Consider the following 14,813-nt stretch of genomic DNA (forward strand, 5'->3'; position numbering starts at 1 on the left):
AAATTTGCCGCCCTGGCAGACACTTGGGCAGCATTCTTGGGATCACGACCATAAAAAAACCGCGCCCTGGCTGGGGCGCGGCTTTTCGATTCCAAACCGGATCAGGCGGCGATGTTGCCCTTGAGCTTGTTCATCGCGTTCTTCTCCAGCTGACGGATACGTTCCGCGGAGACGTTGTACTTGGCCGCCAGCTCATGCAGCGTCGCCTTTTCCTCGGCCAGCCAGCGCTGGTAGAGGATGTCGCGGCTGCGGTCGTCCAGGCGTTCCAGGGCCTCGTGCAGATTGGCCGTGGAGCTGTCGGTCCAGTCGGCTTCCTCCAGCTGACGCGCCGGATCGTAACGGCTGTCTTCCAGGTACTGGGCCGGCGACTGATAGGCCGCGTCGTCATCGGCATCGCTGGCCGGGTCGAAGGCCATGTCATGGCCGGTCAGACGGCTTTCCATCTCACGCACTTCCCGGGGCTCGACACCCAGGGTTTCGGCCACGCGATGGACCTCGTCGTTGTTCAGCCAGGCCAGTCGCTTCTTCTGGCTGCGCAGGTTGAAGAACAGCTTGCGCTGCGCCTTGGTCGTGGCGACCTTGACGATCCGCCAGTTGCGCAGGATGAATTCGTGGATTTCGGCCTTGATCCAGTGCACGGCAAAGGACACCAGGCGTACGCCCATTTCGGGATTGAAGCGCTTCACGGCCTTCATCAGGCCAACGTTGCCTTCCTGGATCAGGTCGGCCTGGGCCAGACCATAGCCGGAATAGCTCTTGGCGATATGCACCACGAAACGCAGATGCGCGAGCACCAACTGCCGGGCGGCCTCGACGTCTTCCTTGTAGAAGAGGCGCTCGGCCAGTTCACGCTCCCGCTCCGGAGTGAGCAGCGGAATGCTGTTCACCGAATGCACATAGGCTTCCAGGGTGGCGCCGGGAACCAATGTAGGAACAGGTTGCAACGAAGTGGTCATGCGAATCCTCCGATTCACTAAGCACTGGGCAGTCTAGCACTGATTTTTTGGACAGCGCCAGACTAGCCGAGGTTCCCTTAACCCCAACTGAAAACCACCGTGAAAGCCGTGTGCCATCAAGGGTTTAGACCGTTTCCGGAGGTTTCGGAAACGGCCGTTCGTCAGCGCGGGGCGAGTTCGCGCAAATGACGGGCAACCGCCAGCCAGGCGCCGATGTAGCCGAGCAGCACCGCGCCGATCAGCAGCTGCAGCCCGTCCTCGAGGGCGACGCTGCCCAGGGCGAAATCGCTGCCGTAGAGGCCGGCCAGATCCAGCACCGCCGCGTTCAGCCAGTTCAGGCCGAACACCAGCAGGGCCCAGGCGGCGATGCCGGCGCCCAGGCCGAACAGCGCGCCCATGTAGAGGAAGGGCCGGCGCACGTAGCCGTCGGTGCCGCCCACCAGCTTGACCACCTCGATCTCGGTGCGGCGATTCTCGATGGCCAGGCGGATGGTATTGCCGATCACCAGCAGCAGGGCAATCACCAGCACCACGGTCAGGCCGAAGACGAAGCGCTCGCCGAGCTTGAGGATGGCAGTGAGGCGCTCGACCCACTGCATGTCCAGCTGCACCTGCTGCACGCCGTTCATCTCGGCCAGCTGGCTGCGCAGCATGTCGAGGCGACTCTTGTCGATTTCCTTGGGGGTCACGGCGATGACGCCGGGCAGCGGATTCTGCGGCAATTCGCGCAGCGCCTCACCGAGGCCGGCATCCTGTTGCAATTCCTTCAGGGCGTCGTCCGGGCTGATCCAGCGTGCCTCGGCCACATCAGGCAGGACCTTGATCTGGCTCATCAGCACCTCGGCCTGGTCCTGACCGGTGCGCAGGTCGAGGAACACCGAGATCTGCGCCGCGCGCTGCCAGGAGCCGCCCAAGCGCTCGACGTTCTTCAGCAGCAGCGACACGCCCATGGGCAGCGCCAGGGCAATGCCCATCACCAGGCAGGTGAGGAAGGTGCCTATGGGTTGCTGCACCATGCGCCTGAGGCTGTCCCTCAGACCGGTGCGGTGGGCTTCGAGGTAGGCATGCAGCGGGCTGCGCCAGTCGCTCTTGGGTTTCTTCGGGGCCTGGCGCTGCGGACGCTGGGGCTTGCCGCCCTGTTCCTGGCCACGGGGCAGTTCGGTGGCGCTCATGGCTGGCTCTCCTCTTCGTCGCCGATCAGGCGGCCGCGCTGCAGGGTCAGCATGCGATGGTGCAGCCGGGCGATGAGGGCATGGTCGTGACTGGCGATCAGCACCGTGGTGCCGAGGCTGTTGATGTCCTCGAAGACGCCCATGATCTCCGAGGCCAGGCGCGGATCGAGGTTGCCGGTGGGTTCGTCGGCGAGCAGCAGGGCCGGCCGATGCACCACGGCGCGGGCGATGCCGACCCGCTGCTGCTGGCCGGTGGAGAGCTCGGCCGGATAGTCGTCGAGCTTGTCCTTGAGGCTGACCCGCTCCAGCGCCGCGGCCACGCGCTTGGCGATCTCGGGCTTGGACAGGCCGAGGATCTGCAGCGGCAGGGCGACGTTGTCGAACACGGTGCGGTCATAGAGCAGCTGGTGGTTCTGGAAGACCACGCCGATCTGCCGGCGCAGGAAGGGAATCTGCGCATTGGTAATGCGCGAGATGTCCTGGCCGGCCAGGGTCAGCTTGCCGCCGGTGGGCCTTTCCATGGCCAGGATCAGCCGCATCAGGGTGCTCTTGCCGGCGCCGGAATGCCCGGTGACGAAGAGGATCTCGCCGCGTTCGGCACGGAAGCTCAGTTCCTGCAGGCCGACGTGACCGTTGGGATAGCGCTTGGAGACGCGGTCGAACTGGATCATGAGACGCCCCGCTCCGCGAACAGGGCCTGGACGAAGGGCCGCGCCTCGAAGGGCCGCAGGTCGTCGATACTCTCGCCGACGCCGACATAGCGGATCGGCAGGGCGCTCTGCTTGGCCAGGGCGAAGATCACCCCGCCCTTGGCGGTGCCGTCGAGCTTGGTCAGCGCCAGGCCGGTCAGGGGCACCGCGTTGTGGAATTGCTTGGCCTGGTTGAGGGCGTTCTGGCCGGTACCGGCGTCCAGCACCAGCAGGGTCTCGTGGGGCGCCGCCTCGTCCAGCTTGCCGATCACCCGGCGCACCTTGCGCAGCTCTTCCATGAGGTTGTCCTTGGTGTGCAGCCGGCCGGCAGTGTCAGCGATCAGCACATCGATGCCGCGGGCCTTGGCCGCCTGGACGGCGTCGAAGATCACCGAGGCGGAATCGGCGCCGGTGTGCTGGGCGATCACCGGGATGCGGTTGCGCTCGCCCCAGACCTGCAGCTGCTCGACCGCTGCGGCACGGAAGGTGTCGCCGGCCGCCAGCATGACCTTCTTGCCTTCGTTCTGCAGCCGCTTGGCCAGCTTGCCGATGGTGGTGGTCTTGCCGGCGCCGTTCACGCCGACAACCAGGATGACATAGGGCTTGTGCGAGGTATCGATCACCAGGGGCTGTTCCACCGGCAGCAGCATCTCGGTGAGCTCCTGCTGCAGCGCCTGATAGAGCGCCTCGCTGTCGGCCAGCTGCTTGCGCGCCACCTTCTGGGTCAGGTTGCGCATGATGACGCCGGTGGCCTCGACGCCGACGTCGGCGGTCAGCAGGCGGGTCTCCAGCTCTTCGAGCAGGTCGTCGTCGATGGCCTTCTTGCCGAGGAACAGACTGGCCATACCTTCGCCGAGACTGGCGCTGGTCTTGGACAGGCCCTGGCGCAGGCGGGCGAAGAAGCCCAGCTTGGCCGGTTCGGCCGGGGTGGCGGCGACAGCGGGTGGAGCGGGTTCGGGTTCGGGCGCAACCACCTCGGGCTCAGGACGGACCGGGGCGACGGGCGCAACGGGTACGACCGGGGCGGGAGCAGGCTCAGGCACCGGCATAACCGGAGGCAGCGGCGCGACCGGCACAGCCACTGGTTCGGGCTCGGGCTCCGGCTCGGGCGCCCTAGCCGGCTCGACCTCGACCGGAGGCACGATGGGATCGGCCACCAGCGGCTCGACCAGCGCCGTGAGCGCCACCGGCGACGGCGCCTCCTCTTCGGCGACCGGCACCGGGGTCAGCGAGGGAATCGCCTCCGGCGGTTCGGGCACCGGCTCCGGGTGCTGCACCGGCTCGCTGGCCAGCGGCTCGGGCAGGCGCTCCTCGGCTTCAGGCGCGGGGGCTTCGGCAGGCGTCTCTACGGGTTCGGCAGTCTTCTTGCGGAACCAGCCGAACAGGCCTTTCTTCTCCGTGGGGGGAGACTTCTTGTCGTCGGATCCAAACATGCGGGGCTCTGTATCGAACGGACGAACCGGCTGCGGGAGCTCCGCCAGGCGGGGCTCGACCGTCAGGCATGGCCGTCGGGAAAAGGGATGCGTATCCTAGCAGCCTGCCGGGCGGAAGACCTCCCCGTCGGCGAAAAACGCGCGACCGTCCCCAGGACGCAGCCGCTTCGTCCCCTACCGCGCTACAAGGCCTGCTCTCGCGATGCCCGCCTCCCGCTCCCGTCGGACCGCCCTGGTCGTCCTGCTCAGCCTGCTCCCCACCTTCGCCCTGGCCACGACCAGCCGGCAGAACACCGAGGAATTCACCCTCGACAACGGCCTCAAGCTGGTGGTCCGCGAAGATCACCGGGCGCCGGTCGCCGTGGTGCAACTCTGGTACCGCGTGGGTTCGAGCCTTGAGGCGCCCGGGGCGACCGGCCTGTCCCATGCCTTGGAACACCTGATGTTCAAGGGAAGCCGCAAGCTCGGTGCCGGCGAGGCCTCGCACCTGCTGCGCGACCTGGGCGCCGAGGAAAACGCCTTCACCACCGACGACTACACCGTCTATTACCAGCTGCTCGCCCGCGATCGCCTGCCCGTGGCCCTGGAGCTGGAAGCCGATCGCATGCAGCACCTGCGCCTGGAACCGGACGAAGTCAGCCGCGAGCTGGAAGTCATCAAGGAAGAACGCCGGCTGCGCACCGATGACCGGCCCGAGGCGCTGTCCTTCGAGCGCTTTAAGGCCGCCGCCTACCCGGCCAGCGGCTACCGCAACCCCACCATCGGCTGGCCCCAGGATCTGCAGCGCCTCGGTGTGGACGACCTGCGTCGCTGGTACCAGACCTGGTACGCACCCAACAACGCCACCCTGGTGGTGGTCGGCGATGTCGAACCCCAGGCAATCCGCGCCGAGGTGCAGCGCTGGTTCGGCGGCATTCCCCGCAGCGACCTGCCCGCGCCGCGGCGGCCGCTGGAACTGCCGGCGCCGGGCGAGCGGCGCCTGGCCCTGCAGGCCCGCGAACTGCCCAGCCTGCTGATGGGCTTCAACGTGCCCAGCCTGGCCACCGCTGCCCAGCCGCGCGATGCCTATGCGCTGCAATTGCTGGCCGCCCTGCTCAGCGGCGGTTCGGGGGCGCGCCTGCCCAGCCGTCTCGAACGCGGCGCGGAAGTGGCCAGCAGCGTGCGCGCCGCCTATGGCGCCTACACCCGTGGTGACAGCCTCTTCCTGCTCAGCGGCACCCCCAACACCCCGCGCGGCAAGACCCTCGATCAGCTGGAAGCGGCCTTCTGGGCGCAACTGGAGCTGCTCAAGCGCGAGCCGCCCAGCACCGAGGAACTGGCCCGGGTCCGCGCCCTGCTGGTGGCCGGGCTGGTCTATGGCCGCGACTCCATCACCGCCCAGGCCAGCAGCATCGGCCAGCTGGAAAGCGTCGGCCTCGGCTGGCGCCAGGGGGATCGGCTGCTCGACGAACTGGGCCGGGTCACCCCCGACGACCTGCGCCGGGTGGCCCGCACCTACTTCACCCGCGAGCGCCTGACCCTGGCCCAGCTCGAGCCCGCAGCCACCGCGGAGAATCGTCCATGAAGCCGCTGCTCTGGCTGTCGCTGTGCCTGCTCGCGGGCTGCCAGTCCCCTACCCCGGTCGGCGATCTGGCGCGCGCCTATCCGGCCGTGGACAGTCTCAAGACGCTCAAGGACGCGCCGCCCCTGGGGCGCCAGCTGGACATCCAGCGCTGGCGCACCGCCGAGGGCGCCCAGGTGCTGTTCGTGCCGGCGCCGGAATTGCCGATGTTCGACGTGCGCCTGATCTTTGCCGCCGGCAGCAGCCAGGATGGCGCCACCCCGGGCCTGGCCATGCTGACCAATGGCCTGCTCAACGAAGGCACCCCGGGACGCGATGCCGGCGCCATCGCCGATGGCTTCGAGCGCCTGGGCGCCGACTTCAGCAACGGCGCCTATCGTGACCAGGCGGTGGCCGGCCTGCGCACCCTCGCCGATCCGGCCCACAGCGAACCGGCCCTGACGCTGCTGGCCGACGTGGTAGGTCGCCCGACCTTTCCCGCCGAGGCCATCCAGCGCATCCGCGACCAGCTGCTGACGCTGATCGCCGCCAGCCGTCGCGAACCGGCGAACCTGGCGGGTGAGGCGCTGCAGGAACGCCTCTACGGCGACCATCCCTATGCCCATTCGCCACGGGGCACGGCCGCTGGCCTGGCCCGCCTGGACGCGGCCAGCCTCCGGGCCTTCCATGCCCGCGCCTATGCCGCCGGCAATGCCGTGATCGCCCTTACCGGCGATCTGGATCGGACCCGCGCCGAGCAGATCGCCGCCCAGCTGTCGCGCGCCCTGCCCCGCGGTCCGGCCCTGCCGCCGCTGCCCGTGCCGGCTCCCGCCGCGCCGGCGCGGGTGCAACTGGAGGTCCCGGCCCAGCAGACCCGCCTGCTACTCGGTCAGCTCGGCATCACCCGCCGCGATCCCGACTATGCCGCCCTCTTCGTCGGCAACCAGATCCTCGGCGGTGGCGGTTTCGGCAGTCGACTGATGACCGAATTGCGCGAACGCCGCGGTCTCACCTACGGCGTCAGCTCGGGCTTCACCCCCATGCGTCAGCCGGGTCCCTTCACCATCGGCCTGCAGACCCGCGCCGAACTGGGCGATGCCACCCTGGCGCTGGTCCGCGACCTGCTGCGCGACTACCTGGCCCAGGGTCCCACCCAGGCCGAACTGGACCGCGCCAAGCGACAGATCGAAGGCAGCTTCCCGCTGGCCAACGCCAGCAACGGCGCCATCGTCGCCCAGCTGGGCAACATCGGTTTCTACGACCTGCCCAGCAGCTACCTGGACGACTTCCTCCAGCAGGTCCGCCGCCTGACGGTGGAACAGGTGCATGCGGCCCTGCAGCGCCACCTGGATCCGGAAAAGCTCGTCGTGGTCAGCGCCGGCCCGCGGGTCGCCCAGCAGCCGCTACCGCCCCCCCGCCCTCTTCCCAACCTGCCGCCCAGCGGCGTTCCGGAGCACTAGCATGGCCCAGAAGACCGCCAACCAACTGCGCATCATCGGTGGCGAATGGCGCAGCCGGCGCTTCGCCTTTCCCGATGCCCTGGGCCTGAGGCCCACCCCGGACCGGGTCCGCGAGACCCTATTCAACTGGCTGGCCGCCGTCACCCCAGGCGCGCGGGTGCTGGACCCCTTCGCCGGCAGCGGCGCGCTGCTGCTGGAAGCCCTCTCCCGCGGCGCCGGCCAGGCGCTGGCCTTCGACCTCAATGCCCAGGCCGCCACTGCCCTGCGCGGCCATCTGCAGACCCTGGGCTGTGCCCAGGCCGAGGTGCGCCAGACCGACGCCCTGCAGGCCCTGGTTAAGCCGGCGGAAGCGCCCTTCGACCTGGTGTTTCTCGATCCGCCCTTTGGCAAAAACCTGCTGGAACCGGCCTGCGCGGCCCTGGAAGCCCAGGGCTGGCTGGCTGCGGACGCCTGGATCTACACCGAGAGCGAGACCCAGCCCTCGCGCCTGACGCTGCCCGCGACCTGGCAACTGCACCGCGAGAAGAAGACCGGCAACGTCCACTACGCCCTCTGGCACCGCCAGGCGTGACCAGCACGCCCTTCAAGCCGGCGCGCTGGCTGCCCGGCCCGCACCTGCAGACCCTCTGGGGCTCACTGTGGCGCCGCCTGCCGCCCATCACCCGGCCGCGGGAACGACTGTGGCTGGAGGACGGCGACTTCCTCGATCTGGACTGGTACAACGCCGAGGATCCGCGGGCACCGCTGGTGCTGATCGCCCACGGCCTGACCGGCAGCTCCGGCTCCCACTATGTGCTCGGCCTGCAATTCGCCCTGGCCGCCCGCGGCTGGGCCAGCGTCGGCCTCAACTGGCGCGGCTGCTCCGGCGAACCCAACCGCCTGCCACGTGGCTATCACTCCGGCGTCAGCGAAGACCTGGCCGCGGTGGTGCGCCACCTGCAAACCAGTCGTCCGGACGCGCCACTGTATGGCGTGGGCTTTTCCTTGGGCGGTAACGTGCTGCTCAAGTACCTGGGCGAGCGGGGCGAGCACAGCGGCCTGCAGGCGGCCGCTGCGGTCTCGGTACCCTTTCGCCTGGACCTCTGTGCCGATCGCATCGGCATCGGCTTCTCGCGCATCTATCAGCGGCACTTCATCCGCGAACTGGCGCGCTATGTGCGCGACAAGCAGGCGCTGTTCGACCGCGACCTTCATCCCGAACAGCACGAGATCCTCGCGCGCCTGGGGCCGCCCGAGGGACTCAAGACCTTCTGGGACTTCGACGATCGCTACACCGCGCCCCTGCACGGCTTTCGCGATGCCCGGGACTACTACCGCCAGGCCTCCAGCCGCTACTACCTGGGGGGTATCCGCATCCCCACGCTGCTGATCCAGGCCGAGGACGACCCCTTCATCGGCACCGACGCCCTGCCCGCCCGCGCCGAACTGGCGCCCGACACCCTGTTCGAGCGCCTGCCCCATGGCGGCCATGTCGGCTTCGTCGGCGGCCCCTTCCACGATCCGGACTACTACCTGGAAAGACGCATCCCCGACTGGCTGGTCAGCCAGCGGGCAGCGCCATCCGGCCGATAAACGCCCACGGGTCGGCGATCCCGGCGGCTGTCGCCTTGGCCTCACTCCGCCCCTGAGCTACCATCCAAGCCCCAACAGCTTCGCCCCCAGGACAGCGTCATGAACCGAGTGCTATACCCCGGCACCTTCGACCCCATCACCAAGGGCCATGGCGACCTGGTGGAGCGCGCCTCGCGGCTGTTCGACGAAGTCGTGGTGGCGGTGGCGGCCAGCCCCAAGAAGAATCCGCTGTTTCCGCTGGAGCGCCGGGTCGAGCTGGCCAAGGCGGTGACCGCGCACCTGCCCAATGTCGAGGTGATCGGCTTCAGCTGCCTGCTGGCCACCCTGGTGGAGCAGCAGAAGGCGACCATCATCCTGCGCGGCCTGCGCGCGGTGTCGGATTTCGAATTCGAATTCCAGCTGGCCAACATGAACCGGGTGCTGGCGCCCCAGGCGGAAAGCATGTTCCTGACCCCGTCGGAACACTACTCCTACCTGTCTTCCACCCTGGTGCGGGAGATCGCGGCGCTCGGCGGCGACGTGACCAAGTTCGTCCATCCCACCGTGCATCAGGCGCTGCTGGAGCGTTTTGCCCCGGCCAGCTGATTAACCCCAAGGACTGTCGGGTGCAGCCGGCGCGCGGATGGGGCAAAATGCGCGCCTGACTTTTGGATCGCTGCGCGTTCGCGCAGCGTGGAGCCGACGATGTCCCTCATCATTACCGACGATTGCATCAACTGCGACGTGTGCGAGCCCGAGTGCCCGAACGGCGCCATCTCCCAGGGTGCGGAGATCTACGTGATCGATCCGAACTTGTGCACCGAGTGCGTGGGCCACTACGACGAACCCCAGTGCCAGCAGGTCTGCCCGGTGGACTGCATCCCCCTCGACGAGAACCATGTCGAGACCAAGGAGCAGCTGCACGACAAGTATCTGAAGATCAGCGGCCAGGCCTGAGCGGCCAGGCCCGGCGCCAGGGCCTATTCGGTACGCCCGTACCCGCTCTGGGTACAGCCCAGGCAGCGCACGAAGGCCGCCTTGCCCGGCTCGACCACCAGCGCCTTGCCGGCCTTGCCGATGTTACCGCCGGCGGCGGTGAACGGCAGACTGACCACGAAAGCCCCCGCACCGATCACGGTCGCGGCGATCAGCAGCGGCCGCGCGATCAGCAGGTCGCCGATCATGGAAAAGGCAGCGGGTGCCTGGGCTTCACCGAACGCCTGGTCGGCGGTCTGATATTCGGTGACTTCACCCTGAGCCTGCTGCGCCTGCGCCGGCAAGACCTGCATCGTCAGGGCCAGCGCCAGCACGGCAGCCAGGCTACGGAACGGATTCATACGGCTGATCCCTTGCGCGGTTGTGATGGTGGTCCCTGAACTATAACAGGCCGCCCGCACTTGTCATGCGGGCGGGCCTCAGACGTCATTCGGCGCGGACGACCGGCTGCGGCGCGCGGCGATGGGCATAGACCATCAGCGCGATGCCGCCGAGCACCATGGGCACGCAGAGCACCTGCCCCATGGTCAGCCAGCCCCAGGCCAGATAGCCGAGCTGGGCGTCGGGAACCCGCACGAATTCGACGATGAAGCGGAAGATGCCGTAGCAGAGCACGAACAGGCCGGACACGGCCATGGTCGGCCGCGGCTTGCGCGAATACAGCCAGAGGATCACGAACAGCGCTACCCCTTCCAGGGCGAACTGATAGAGCTGCGAGGGATGGCGCGGCAGCTGGGCCGGATCGCTGTAGGGCGGAAAGATCATCGCCCAGGGCACGTCGGTGGGCTTGCCCCAGAGTTCGGCGTTGATGAAGTTGCCGATGCGGCCGGCACCGAGACCGATGGGGACCAGCGGCGCAATGAAGTCCATCAGTTCGAAGAAGCCCTTGTTGTGGCGCTTGCCGAACCACCAGACCGCCAGGATCACCCCGAGCAGGCCGCCGTGGAAGGACATGCCGCCCTTCCAGACCTCGAAGATCAGCGTCGGATTGGCGATGTATTCCGCCAGGTTGTAGAACAGCACGTAGCCGAGTCGCCCGCCGGCGATGACCCCCAGCGCCACCCAGAACACCAGATCGGACAGGGTCTCGCTGGTCCAGCGCGGATCGAAGCGATTGAGTCGCCGCTTGGCCAGCCACCAGGCGCCACCGATCCCCACCAGGTACATGAGGCCGTACCAGTGGATCTTCAGCGGCCCCAGCGACAGGGCCACCGGGTCTATTTGCGGATACGGCAGCATGGTGCCTCCTTGAAAGGGATCAGAGTAAGAAGTTGAGACCGACGCCGAACAGCAACAGGGCAAACAGGCGCTTGAGCAGCCGGGGCGACAGGCGATGGGCCAGCCGCGCACCGAAACGGGCCGAGAACATGCTGGTCAGGGCGATACCCAGCAAGGCCGGCAGATAGACATAGCCCAGACTCCAGGCGGGCAGGCCCGGCTCCTGCCAGCCGACCAGGATGAAGGACAGCGCCCCGGACAGGGCGATGGGCAGGCCGCAGGCCGCCGAGGTGGCCACCGCCTGCTGCATGCTCAGGCTGCGCCAGATCAGGAAGGGTACGGTGAGCGAGCCGCCGCCGATGCCGAAGATGGCCGAGGCCCAGCCGATCACCACCCCGGCCACCGTCAGCGCCGGCTTGCCGGGTTCGCTGGCCTGGGCCCTGGGGCGCAGGTCCAGCGCCAGCTGGATGGCGATGAGGATGGCGAAGGTGCCGATGATCTTCTGCAGCAGCGGGCCGTGGATGGCGGCGGCGGTCAGGGCGCCCAGGGCGCTGCCGAAAACGATGCCCAGGGCCATCCAGGCGAACAGTCGCCAGCGCACGGCGCCGAGTCGGTGGTGGGCCCAGACGGAATTGAGCGAGGTGAAGACGATGGTGGCCAGCGAGGTACCCACCGCCAGGTGGGTGAGGATGTCCGGATCGAGGCCCTGGGCGGTAAAGCTGTAGACCAGCACCGGCACGATGATCAGGCCGCCGCCGACCCCGAACAGACCGGCCAGCAGCCCGGCGCAGACGCCGAGCACCAGGAAGAGCAAGAGATCCATCATCACCTCGGGCGCAGGAGGCGGCATGGTACGCCGCTGCCTGCCCGGCGGGAAGCGGCCTTCCCGCCGGGCACGCTCAGCTCTGGACGCTGGCAGCCGGGTTGATCACCCGACCCAGTCCGAGATTGCGCAAGGCCAGATGCAGGGCGCTGTGGATGACCTGGGGGTTGTCGATCTGGCGCATCTGCTGCACCAGCTCGCGGGCCTTTTCCAGGGTGACCTGGCGCAGCAGCCACTTCACCTTGGGCAGGTTGGTGGCGTTCATCGACAGGGTGTCGAAGCCCATGCCCATGAGCAGTACCGCCGCCGCCGGATCCCCGGCCATCTCGCCGCAGATGCTCACCGGCACCCCTTCGGCGTGGGCGCCATCGACCACCTGTTGCAGCGCCTGCAGCACCGCCGGGTGGAAGTAGTCGTAGAGATCGGCCACCCGCGGGTTGTTGCGATCCACCGCCAGCAGGTACTGGGTCAGGTCGTTGGAGCCCACCGAGATGAAGTCCACCTGGCGCGCCAGGTCGCGGGCTTGGTAGACCGCCGAGGGTACCTCGACCATGACACCCACCGGCGGCATGGGAATGTCGACGCCTTCGTCCCGCACCTCGCACCACGCGCGGTGCAGGAGATGCTGGGACTCCTCCACCTCGTGCACGCCGGAAATCATCGGCAGCATGATGCGCAGGTTGTTCAGGCCTTCGCTGGCCTTGAGCATGGCGCGGGTCTGCACCAGGAAGATTTCCGGATGATCCAGGGTGACGCGGATGCCGCGCCAGCCCAGGAAGGGGTTGTCTTCCTTGATCGGGAAATAGGACAGCGCCTTGTCGCCACCGACGTCCAGGGTGCGCATGGTCACCGGTGCCGGATGGAAGGCGGCCAGTTGCTCGCGATAGATGGAGAGCTGTTCCTTCTCGCTGGGAAAGCGCTCGTTGACCATGAAGGGCACTTCGGTGCGATACAGCCCGACCCCTTCGGCGCCGCGCTGCTGGGCGCGGGCCACGTCGGCCATCAGGCCGGTGTTGACCCACAGCGGCATGCGGTGGCCGTCGAGGGTCTCGCAGGGCAGGCTGCGCAGGGCGTCGAGGCCCTGGGTCAGCTGGCGCTCCTCTTCCACCACGTCGCCATACTGCTTGATCAGCGTCGGCGACGGATTGGTGAAGATCTCGCCGTGGTAGCCGTCGACGATGAGGTCGATGCCATCCACCTTGGAATACGGCAGGTCCACCGCGCCCATCACGGTCGGCACGCCCATGGCACGCGCCAGGATGGCGACGTGGGAGTTGCCCGAGCCGAGTACCGAGATCAGGCCGACCAGGCGCCCCTCGGGCACCTCGCCGAGCATGGCCGGCGAGAGCTCCTCGCTGACCAGAATGGTGTTTTCCGGATAGATCAGGCAGGCCTGGTGGGCCTGCTGCAGATAGGCCAGCAAGCGGCGCCCGAGGTCACGCACGTCGGCGGCGCGCTCGCGCAGATAGGCGTCGTCCATGAGTTCGAAGCGCTGGACGTGCTCCATCACCACCTGGCGCAGGGCGCCCTGGGCCCACTGGCCGCTCTTGATGATGGTGGTCACCTCGTTACCGAGGGCGGCGTCGTCGAGCATCATCAGGTAGACGTCGAACAGCGCCTGCTCTTCCTTGCGCAGCTGGGTGGACAGCCGCTTGGACAGCGCCTTCATGTCCGCCCGTACGCCTTCGAGCGCCGAGCGGAACAGTTGCAGCTCGGCGTCGATGTCGGTCACGGTCTTGTCCGGGACCACCTCCAGATCGGCAGGCGGCAGGACCACCACCGCCTTGCCGACGCCGACCCCGGGCGAACCGGGGATGCCGACGAAACGGGCCTCCTGGATGCCGCGGCCCTGCCGGTCCAGACCACGGATGGTCCCGGTGGCCTCGGCATGGGCGATCACCCCGGCGAGCTGGGCGCTCATGGTGACCAGGAAGGCTTCCTCGCCTTCGTCGAACTGACGGCGTTCCTTCTGCTGCACCACCAGCACGCCCATGACCCGGCGGTGGTGGATGATGGGTGCACCGAGGAAAGACGCATAGCGCTCCTCACCGGTCTCGGCAAAATAGCGAAAGCGCGGGTGGCTGGCGGCGTCTTCGAGATTGAGCGGCTCTTCGCGGGTGCCGACCAGGCCGACCAGGCCCTCGTTGGGGGCCATGCTGACCCGGCCGATGGACCTCTTGTTGAGGCCTTCGGTGGCCATGAGCACGAAACGGTTGGTGTCGGGATCCAGCAGATAGACGGAGCAGACCTGCGACTGCATGGCCGCGCGGACACGCTGCACGATGATGGACAGTGCCGACCCCAGATCCTTGGCGGCATTGACCTCCTGGACGATCTTGCGCAGAACTGCAAGCATCTAGCGCCTCCGCAGCCGACGTCCGGCGGAGCCGCCGGCGTGCATCACGTGTCGTTCATCCTGCATGACCACAGCTTCTCCTCACCTCTTTCGCACCGGCCGAACCGGTAATCAGGCCAGCAAGCGGGGTGCCAACTCCTTGAGCGCCCGCCGATAGACCTCTCGCTTGAAGGTCACCACCTGGCCCAGCGGATACCAGTAGCTTACCCAGCGCCAGCCATCGAATTCCGGCTTGCCGGTCACATCCATCCGCACCCGCTGCTCTTCCGCGGTCAGCCGCAGCAGAAACCACTTCTGCTTCTGGCCGATGCACAGCGGACGGCTGTGGGTGCGCACCATGCGCTGCGGCAGACGGTAGCGCAACCAGCCCCGGGTACAGGCCAGGATACGGACGTCATCGGGGCTCAGCCCCACTTCTTCGTTCAGCTCCCGGTACAGCGCCTCTTCGGGCGTTTCCCGGTCGTCTATCCCACCCTGGGGGAACTGCCAGGCATCCTGATTGATGCGGCGGGCCCACAGTACCTGGCCGGCATCGTTGGCGAGAATGATGCCGACGTTGGGGCGAAAACCATCAGCGTCGATCACGGCTGCCACCCTTGAAAAATGTCGTTGCCCGCAT

General features: G+C 67.8%; 15 protein-coding genes. 6 read left to right on the top strand and 9 right to left on the bottom strand.

The window, feature by feature from the left end:
• Nucleotides 1–101: 101 nt before the first annotated feature.
• From rpoH to ftsY, 4 genes are all read right to left on the bottom strand, one after another.
• The gene (gene rpoH, locus ACZ5R1_RS19635; RefSeq protein ID WP_464712647.1) at nt 102–956 is read right to left on the bottom strand and encodes an RNA polymerase sigma factor RpoH; all 855 of its coding nucleotides are present in this window, start codon (nt 954–956) and stop codon (nt 102–104) included.
• Nucleotides 957–1,117: 161 nt separating this feature from the next.
• Complete coding sequence (gene ftsX / locus ACZ5R1_RS19640) at nt 1,118–2,128, bottom strand: permease-like cell division protein FtsX (RefSeq protein ID WP_007161648.1); 1,011 nt, start codon at nt 2,126–2,128, stop codon at nt 1,118–1,120.
• Nucleotides 2,125–2,799, bottom strand: coding sequence for a cell division ATP-binding protein FtsE (ftsE, locus tag ACZ5R1_RS19645; protein ID WP_007161647.1), 675 nt, complete (start codon nt 2,797–2,799; stop codon nt 2,125–2,127). Before ftsE ends, ftsX begins: the two co-directional genes overlap by 4 nt.
• Nucleotides 2,796–4,250 carry a signal recognition particle-docking protein FtsY gene (gene ftsY / locus ACZ5R1_RS19650; RefSeq protein ID WP_042136657.1) on the bottom strand — a complete coding sequence of 485 codons (1,455 nt, stop codon included), beginning with the start codon at nt 4,248–4,250 and terminating at the stop codon, nt 2,796–2,798. The genes ftsE and ftsY overlap by 4 nt, the downstream gene beginning before the upstream one ends.
• Nucleotides 4,251–4,452: 202 nt before the next feature.
• Between ftsY and ACZ5R1_RS19655 the strand changes: the two genes are divergently transcribed.
• The 6 genes from ACZ5R1_RS19655 to ACZ5R1_RS19680 all read left to right on the top strand — a co-directional run bounded on the left by ACZ5R1_RS19655 (nt 4,453) and on the right by ACZ5R1_RS19680 (nt 9,758).
• Complete coding sequence (locus tag ACZ5R1_RS19655) at nt 4,453–5,814, top strand: M16 family metallopeptidase (protein WP_115946674.1); 1,362 nt, start codon at nt 4,453–4,455, stop codon at nt 5,812–5,814.
• Nucleotides 5,811–7,250 carry a M16 family metallopeptidase gene (locus ACZ5R1_RS19660; protein WP_115946673.1) on the top strand — a complete coding sequence of 480 codons (1,440 nt, stop codon included), beginning with the start codon at nt 5,811–5,813 and terminating at the stop codon, nt 7,248–7,250. Before ACZ5R1_RS19655 ends, ACZ5R1_RS19660 begins: the two co-directional genes overlap by 4 nt.
• Before the next feature lies 1 nt (nt 7,251).
• A complete protein-coding gene (gene rsmD, locus ACZ5R1_RS19665) occupies nt 7,252–7,821 on the top strand; it encodes a 16S rRNA (guanine(966)-N(2))-methyltransferase RsmD (protein WP_115946672.1) in 570 nt (189 codons plus the stop codon).
• Nucleotides 7,818–8,822, top strand: a complete 1,005-nt coding sequence (locus ACZ5R1_RS19670) for a hydrolase (protein ID WP_027602915.1) — start codon at nt 7,818–7,820, stop codon at nt 8,820–8,822. The genes rsmD and ACZ5R1_RS19670 overlap by 4 nt, the downstream gene beginning before the upstream one ends.
• 99 nt (nt 8,823–8,921) lie before the next feature.
• Nucleotides 8,922–9,407, top strand: a complete 486-nt coding sequence (gene coaD / locus ACZ5R1_RS19675; protein WP_007161641.1) for a pantetheine-phosphate adenylyltransferase — start codon at nt 8,922–8,924, stop codon at nt 9,405–9,407.
• A gap of 99 nt (nt 9,408–9,506) precedes the next feature.
• Nucleotides 9,507–9,758, top strand: coding sequence for a YfhL family 4Fe-4S dicluster ferredoxin (locus tag ACZ5R1_RS19680; RefSeq protein ID WP_007161640.1), 252 nt, complete (start codon nt 9,507–9,509; stop codon nt 9,756–9,758).
• Nucleotides 9,759–9,781: 23 nt separating this feature from the next.
• Here the strand turns inward: ACZ5R1_RS19680 and ACZ5R1_RS19685 are convergent, their stop codons facing one another.
• The 5 genes from ACZ5R1_RS19685 to ACZ5R1_RS19705 form a co-directional block, all read right to left on the bottom strand.
• On the bottom strand, nt 9,782–10,138 hold the full coding sequence (locus ACZ5R1_RS19685) for a hypothetical protein (RefSeq protein WP_027598899.1): 357 nt from the start codon (nt 10,136–10,138) through the stop codon (nt 9,782–9,784).
• Between the two features lie 85 nt (nt 10,139–10,223).
• Nucleotides 10,224–11,036 carry a prolipoprotein diacylglyceryl transferase gene (gene lgt / locus ACZ5R1_RS19690; RefSeq protein ID WP_017641011.1) on the bottom strand — a complete coding sequence of 271 codons (813 nt, stop codon included), beginning with the start codon at nt 11,034–11,036 and terminating at the stop codon, nt 10,224–10,226.
• 19 nt (nt 11,037–11,055) lie between these two features.
• Nucleotides 11,056–11,838 carry a sulfite exporter TauE/SafE family protein gene (locus ACZ5R1_RS19695; protein ID WP_077173118.1) on the bottom strand — a complete coding sequence of 261 codons (783 nt, stop codon included), beginning with the start codon at nt 11,836–11,838 and terminating at the stop codon, nt 11,056–11,058.
• Nucleotides 11,839–11,914: 76 nt separating this feature from the next.
• Nucleotides 11,915–14,194 (bottom strand): phosphoenolpyruvate--protein phosphotransferase, encoded by a 2,280-nt coding sequence (gene ptsP, locus ACZ5R1_RS19700; RefSeq protein WP_007161636.1) that lies wholly within the window; start codon nt 14,192–14,194, stop codon nt 11,915–11,917.
• Between the two features lie 111 nt (nt 14,195–14,305).
• The gene (locus ACZ5R1_RS19705; RefSeq protein ID WP_007161635.1) at nt 14,306–14,779 is read right to left on the bottom strand and encodes an RNA pyrophosphohydrolase; all 474 of its coding nucleotides are present in this window, start codon (nt 14,777–14,779) and stop codon (nt 14,306–14,308) included.
• Between the last annotated feature and the right edge of the window lie 34 nt (nt 14,780–14,813).

This window comes from Pseudomonas sp. Pso3 (assembly GCF_055393275.1).

Coding starts and splice junctions, on each gene's coding strand:
- rpoH (WP_464712647.1), bottom strand. CDS start 956: ATGACCACTTCGTTGCAACCTGTTCCTACATTGGTTCCCGGCGCCACC.
- ftsX (WP_007161648.1), bottom strand. CDS start 2,128: ATGAGCGCCACCGAACTGCCCCGTGGCCAGGAACAGGGCGGCAAGCCC.
- ftsE (WP_007161647.1), bottom strand. CDS start 2,799: ATGATCCAGTTCGACCGCGTCTCCAAGCGCTATCCCAACGGTCACGTC.
- ftsY (WP_042136657.1), bottom strand. CDS start 4,250: ATGTTTGGATCCGACGACAAGAAGTCTCCCCCCACGGAGAAGAAAGGC.
- ACZ5R1_RS19655 (WP_115946674.1), top strand. CDS start 4,453: ATGCCCGCCTCCCGCTCCCGTCGGACCGCCCTGGTCGTCCTGCTCAGC.
- ACZ5R1_RS19660 (WP_115946673.1), top strand. CDS start 5,811: ATGAAGCCGCTGCTCTGGCTGTCGCTGTGCCTGCTCGCGGGCTGCCAG.
- rsmD (WP_115946672.1), top strand. CDS start 7,252: ATGGCCCAGAAGACCGCCAACCAACTGCGCATCATCGGTGGCGAATGG.
- coaD (WP_007161641.1), top strand. CDS start 8,922: ATGAACCGAGTGCTATACCCCGGCACCTTCGACCCCATCACCAAGGGC.
- ACZ5R1_RS19680 (WP_007161640.1), top strand. CDS start 9,507: ATGTCCCTCATCATTACCGACGATTGCATCAACTGCGACGTGTGCGAG.
- ACZ5R1_RS19685 (WP_027598899.1), bottom strand. CDS start 10,138: ATGAATCCGTTCCGTAGCCTGGCTGCCGTGCTGGCGCTGGCCCTGACG.
- lgt (WP_017641011.1), bottom strand. CDS start 11,036: ATGCTGCCGTATCCGCAAATAGACCCGGTGGCCCTGTCGCTGGGGCCG.
- ACZ5R1_RS19695 (WP_077173118.1), bottom strand. CDS start 11,838: ATGGATCTCTTGCTCTTCCTGGTGCTCGGCGTCTGCGCCGGGCTGCTG.
- ptsP (WP_007161636.1), bottom strand. CDS start 14,194: ATGCTTGCAGTTCTGCGCAAGATCGTCCAGGAGGTCAATGCCGCCAAG.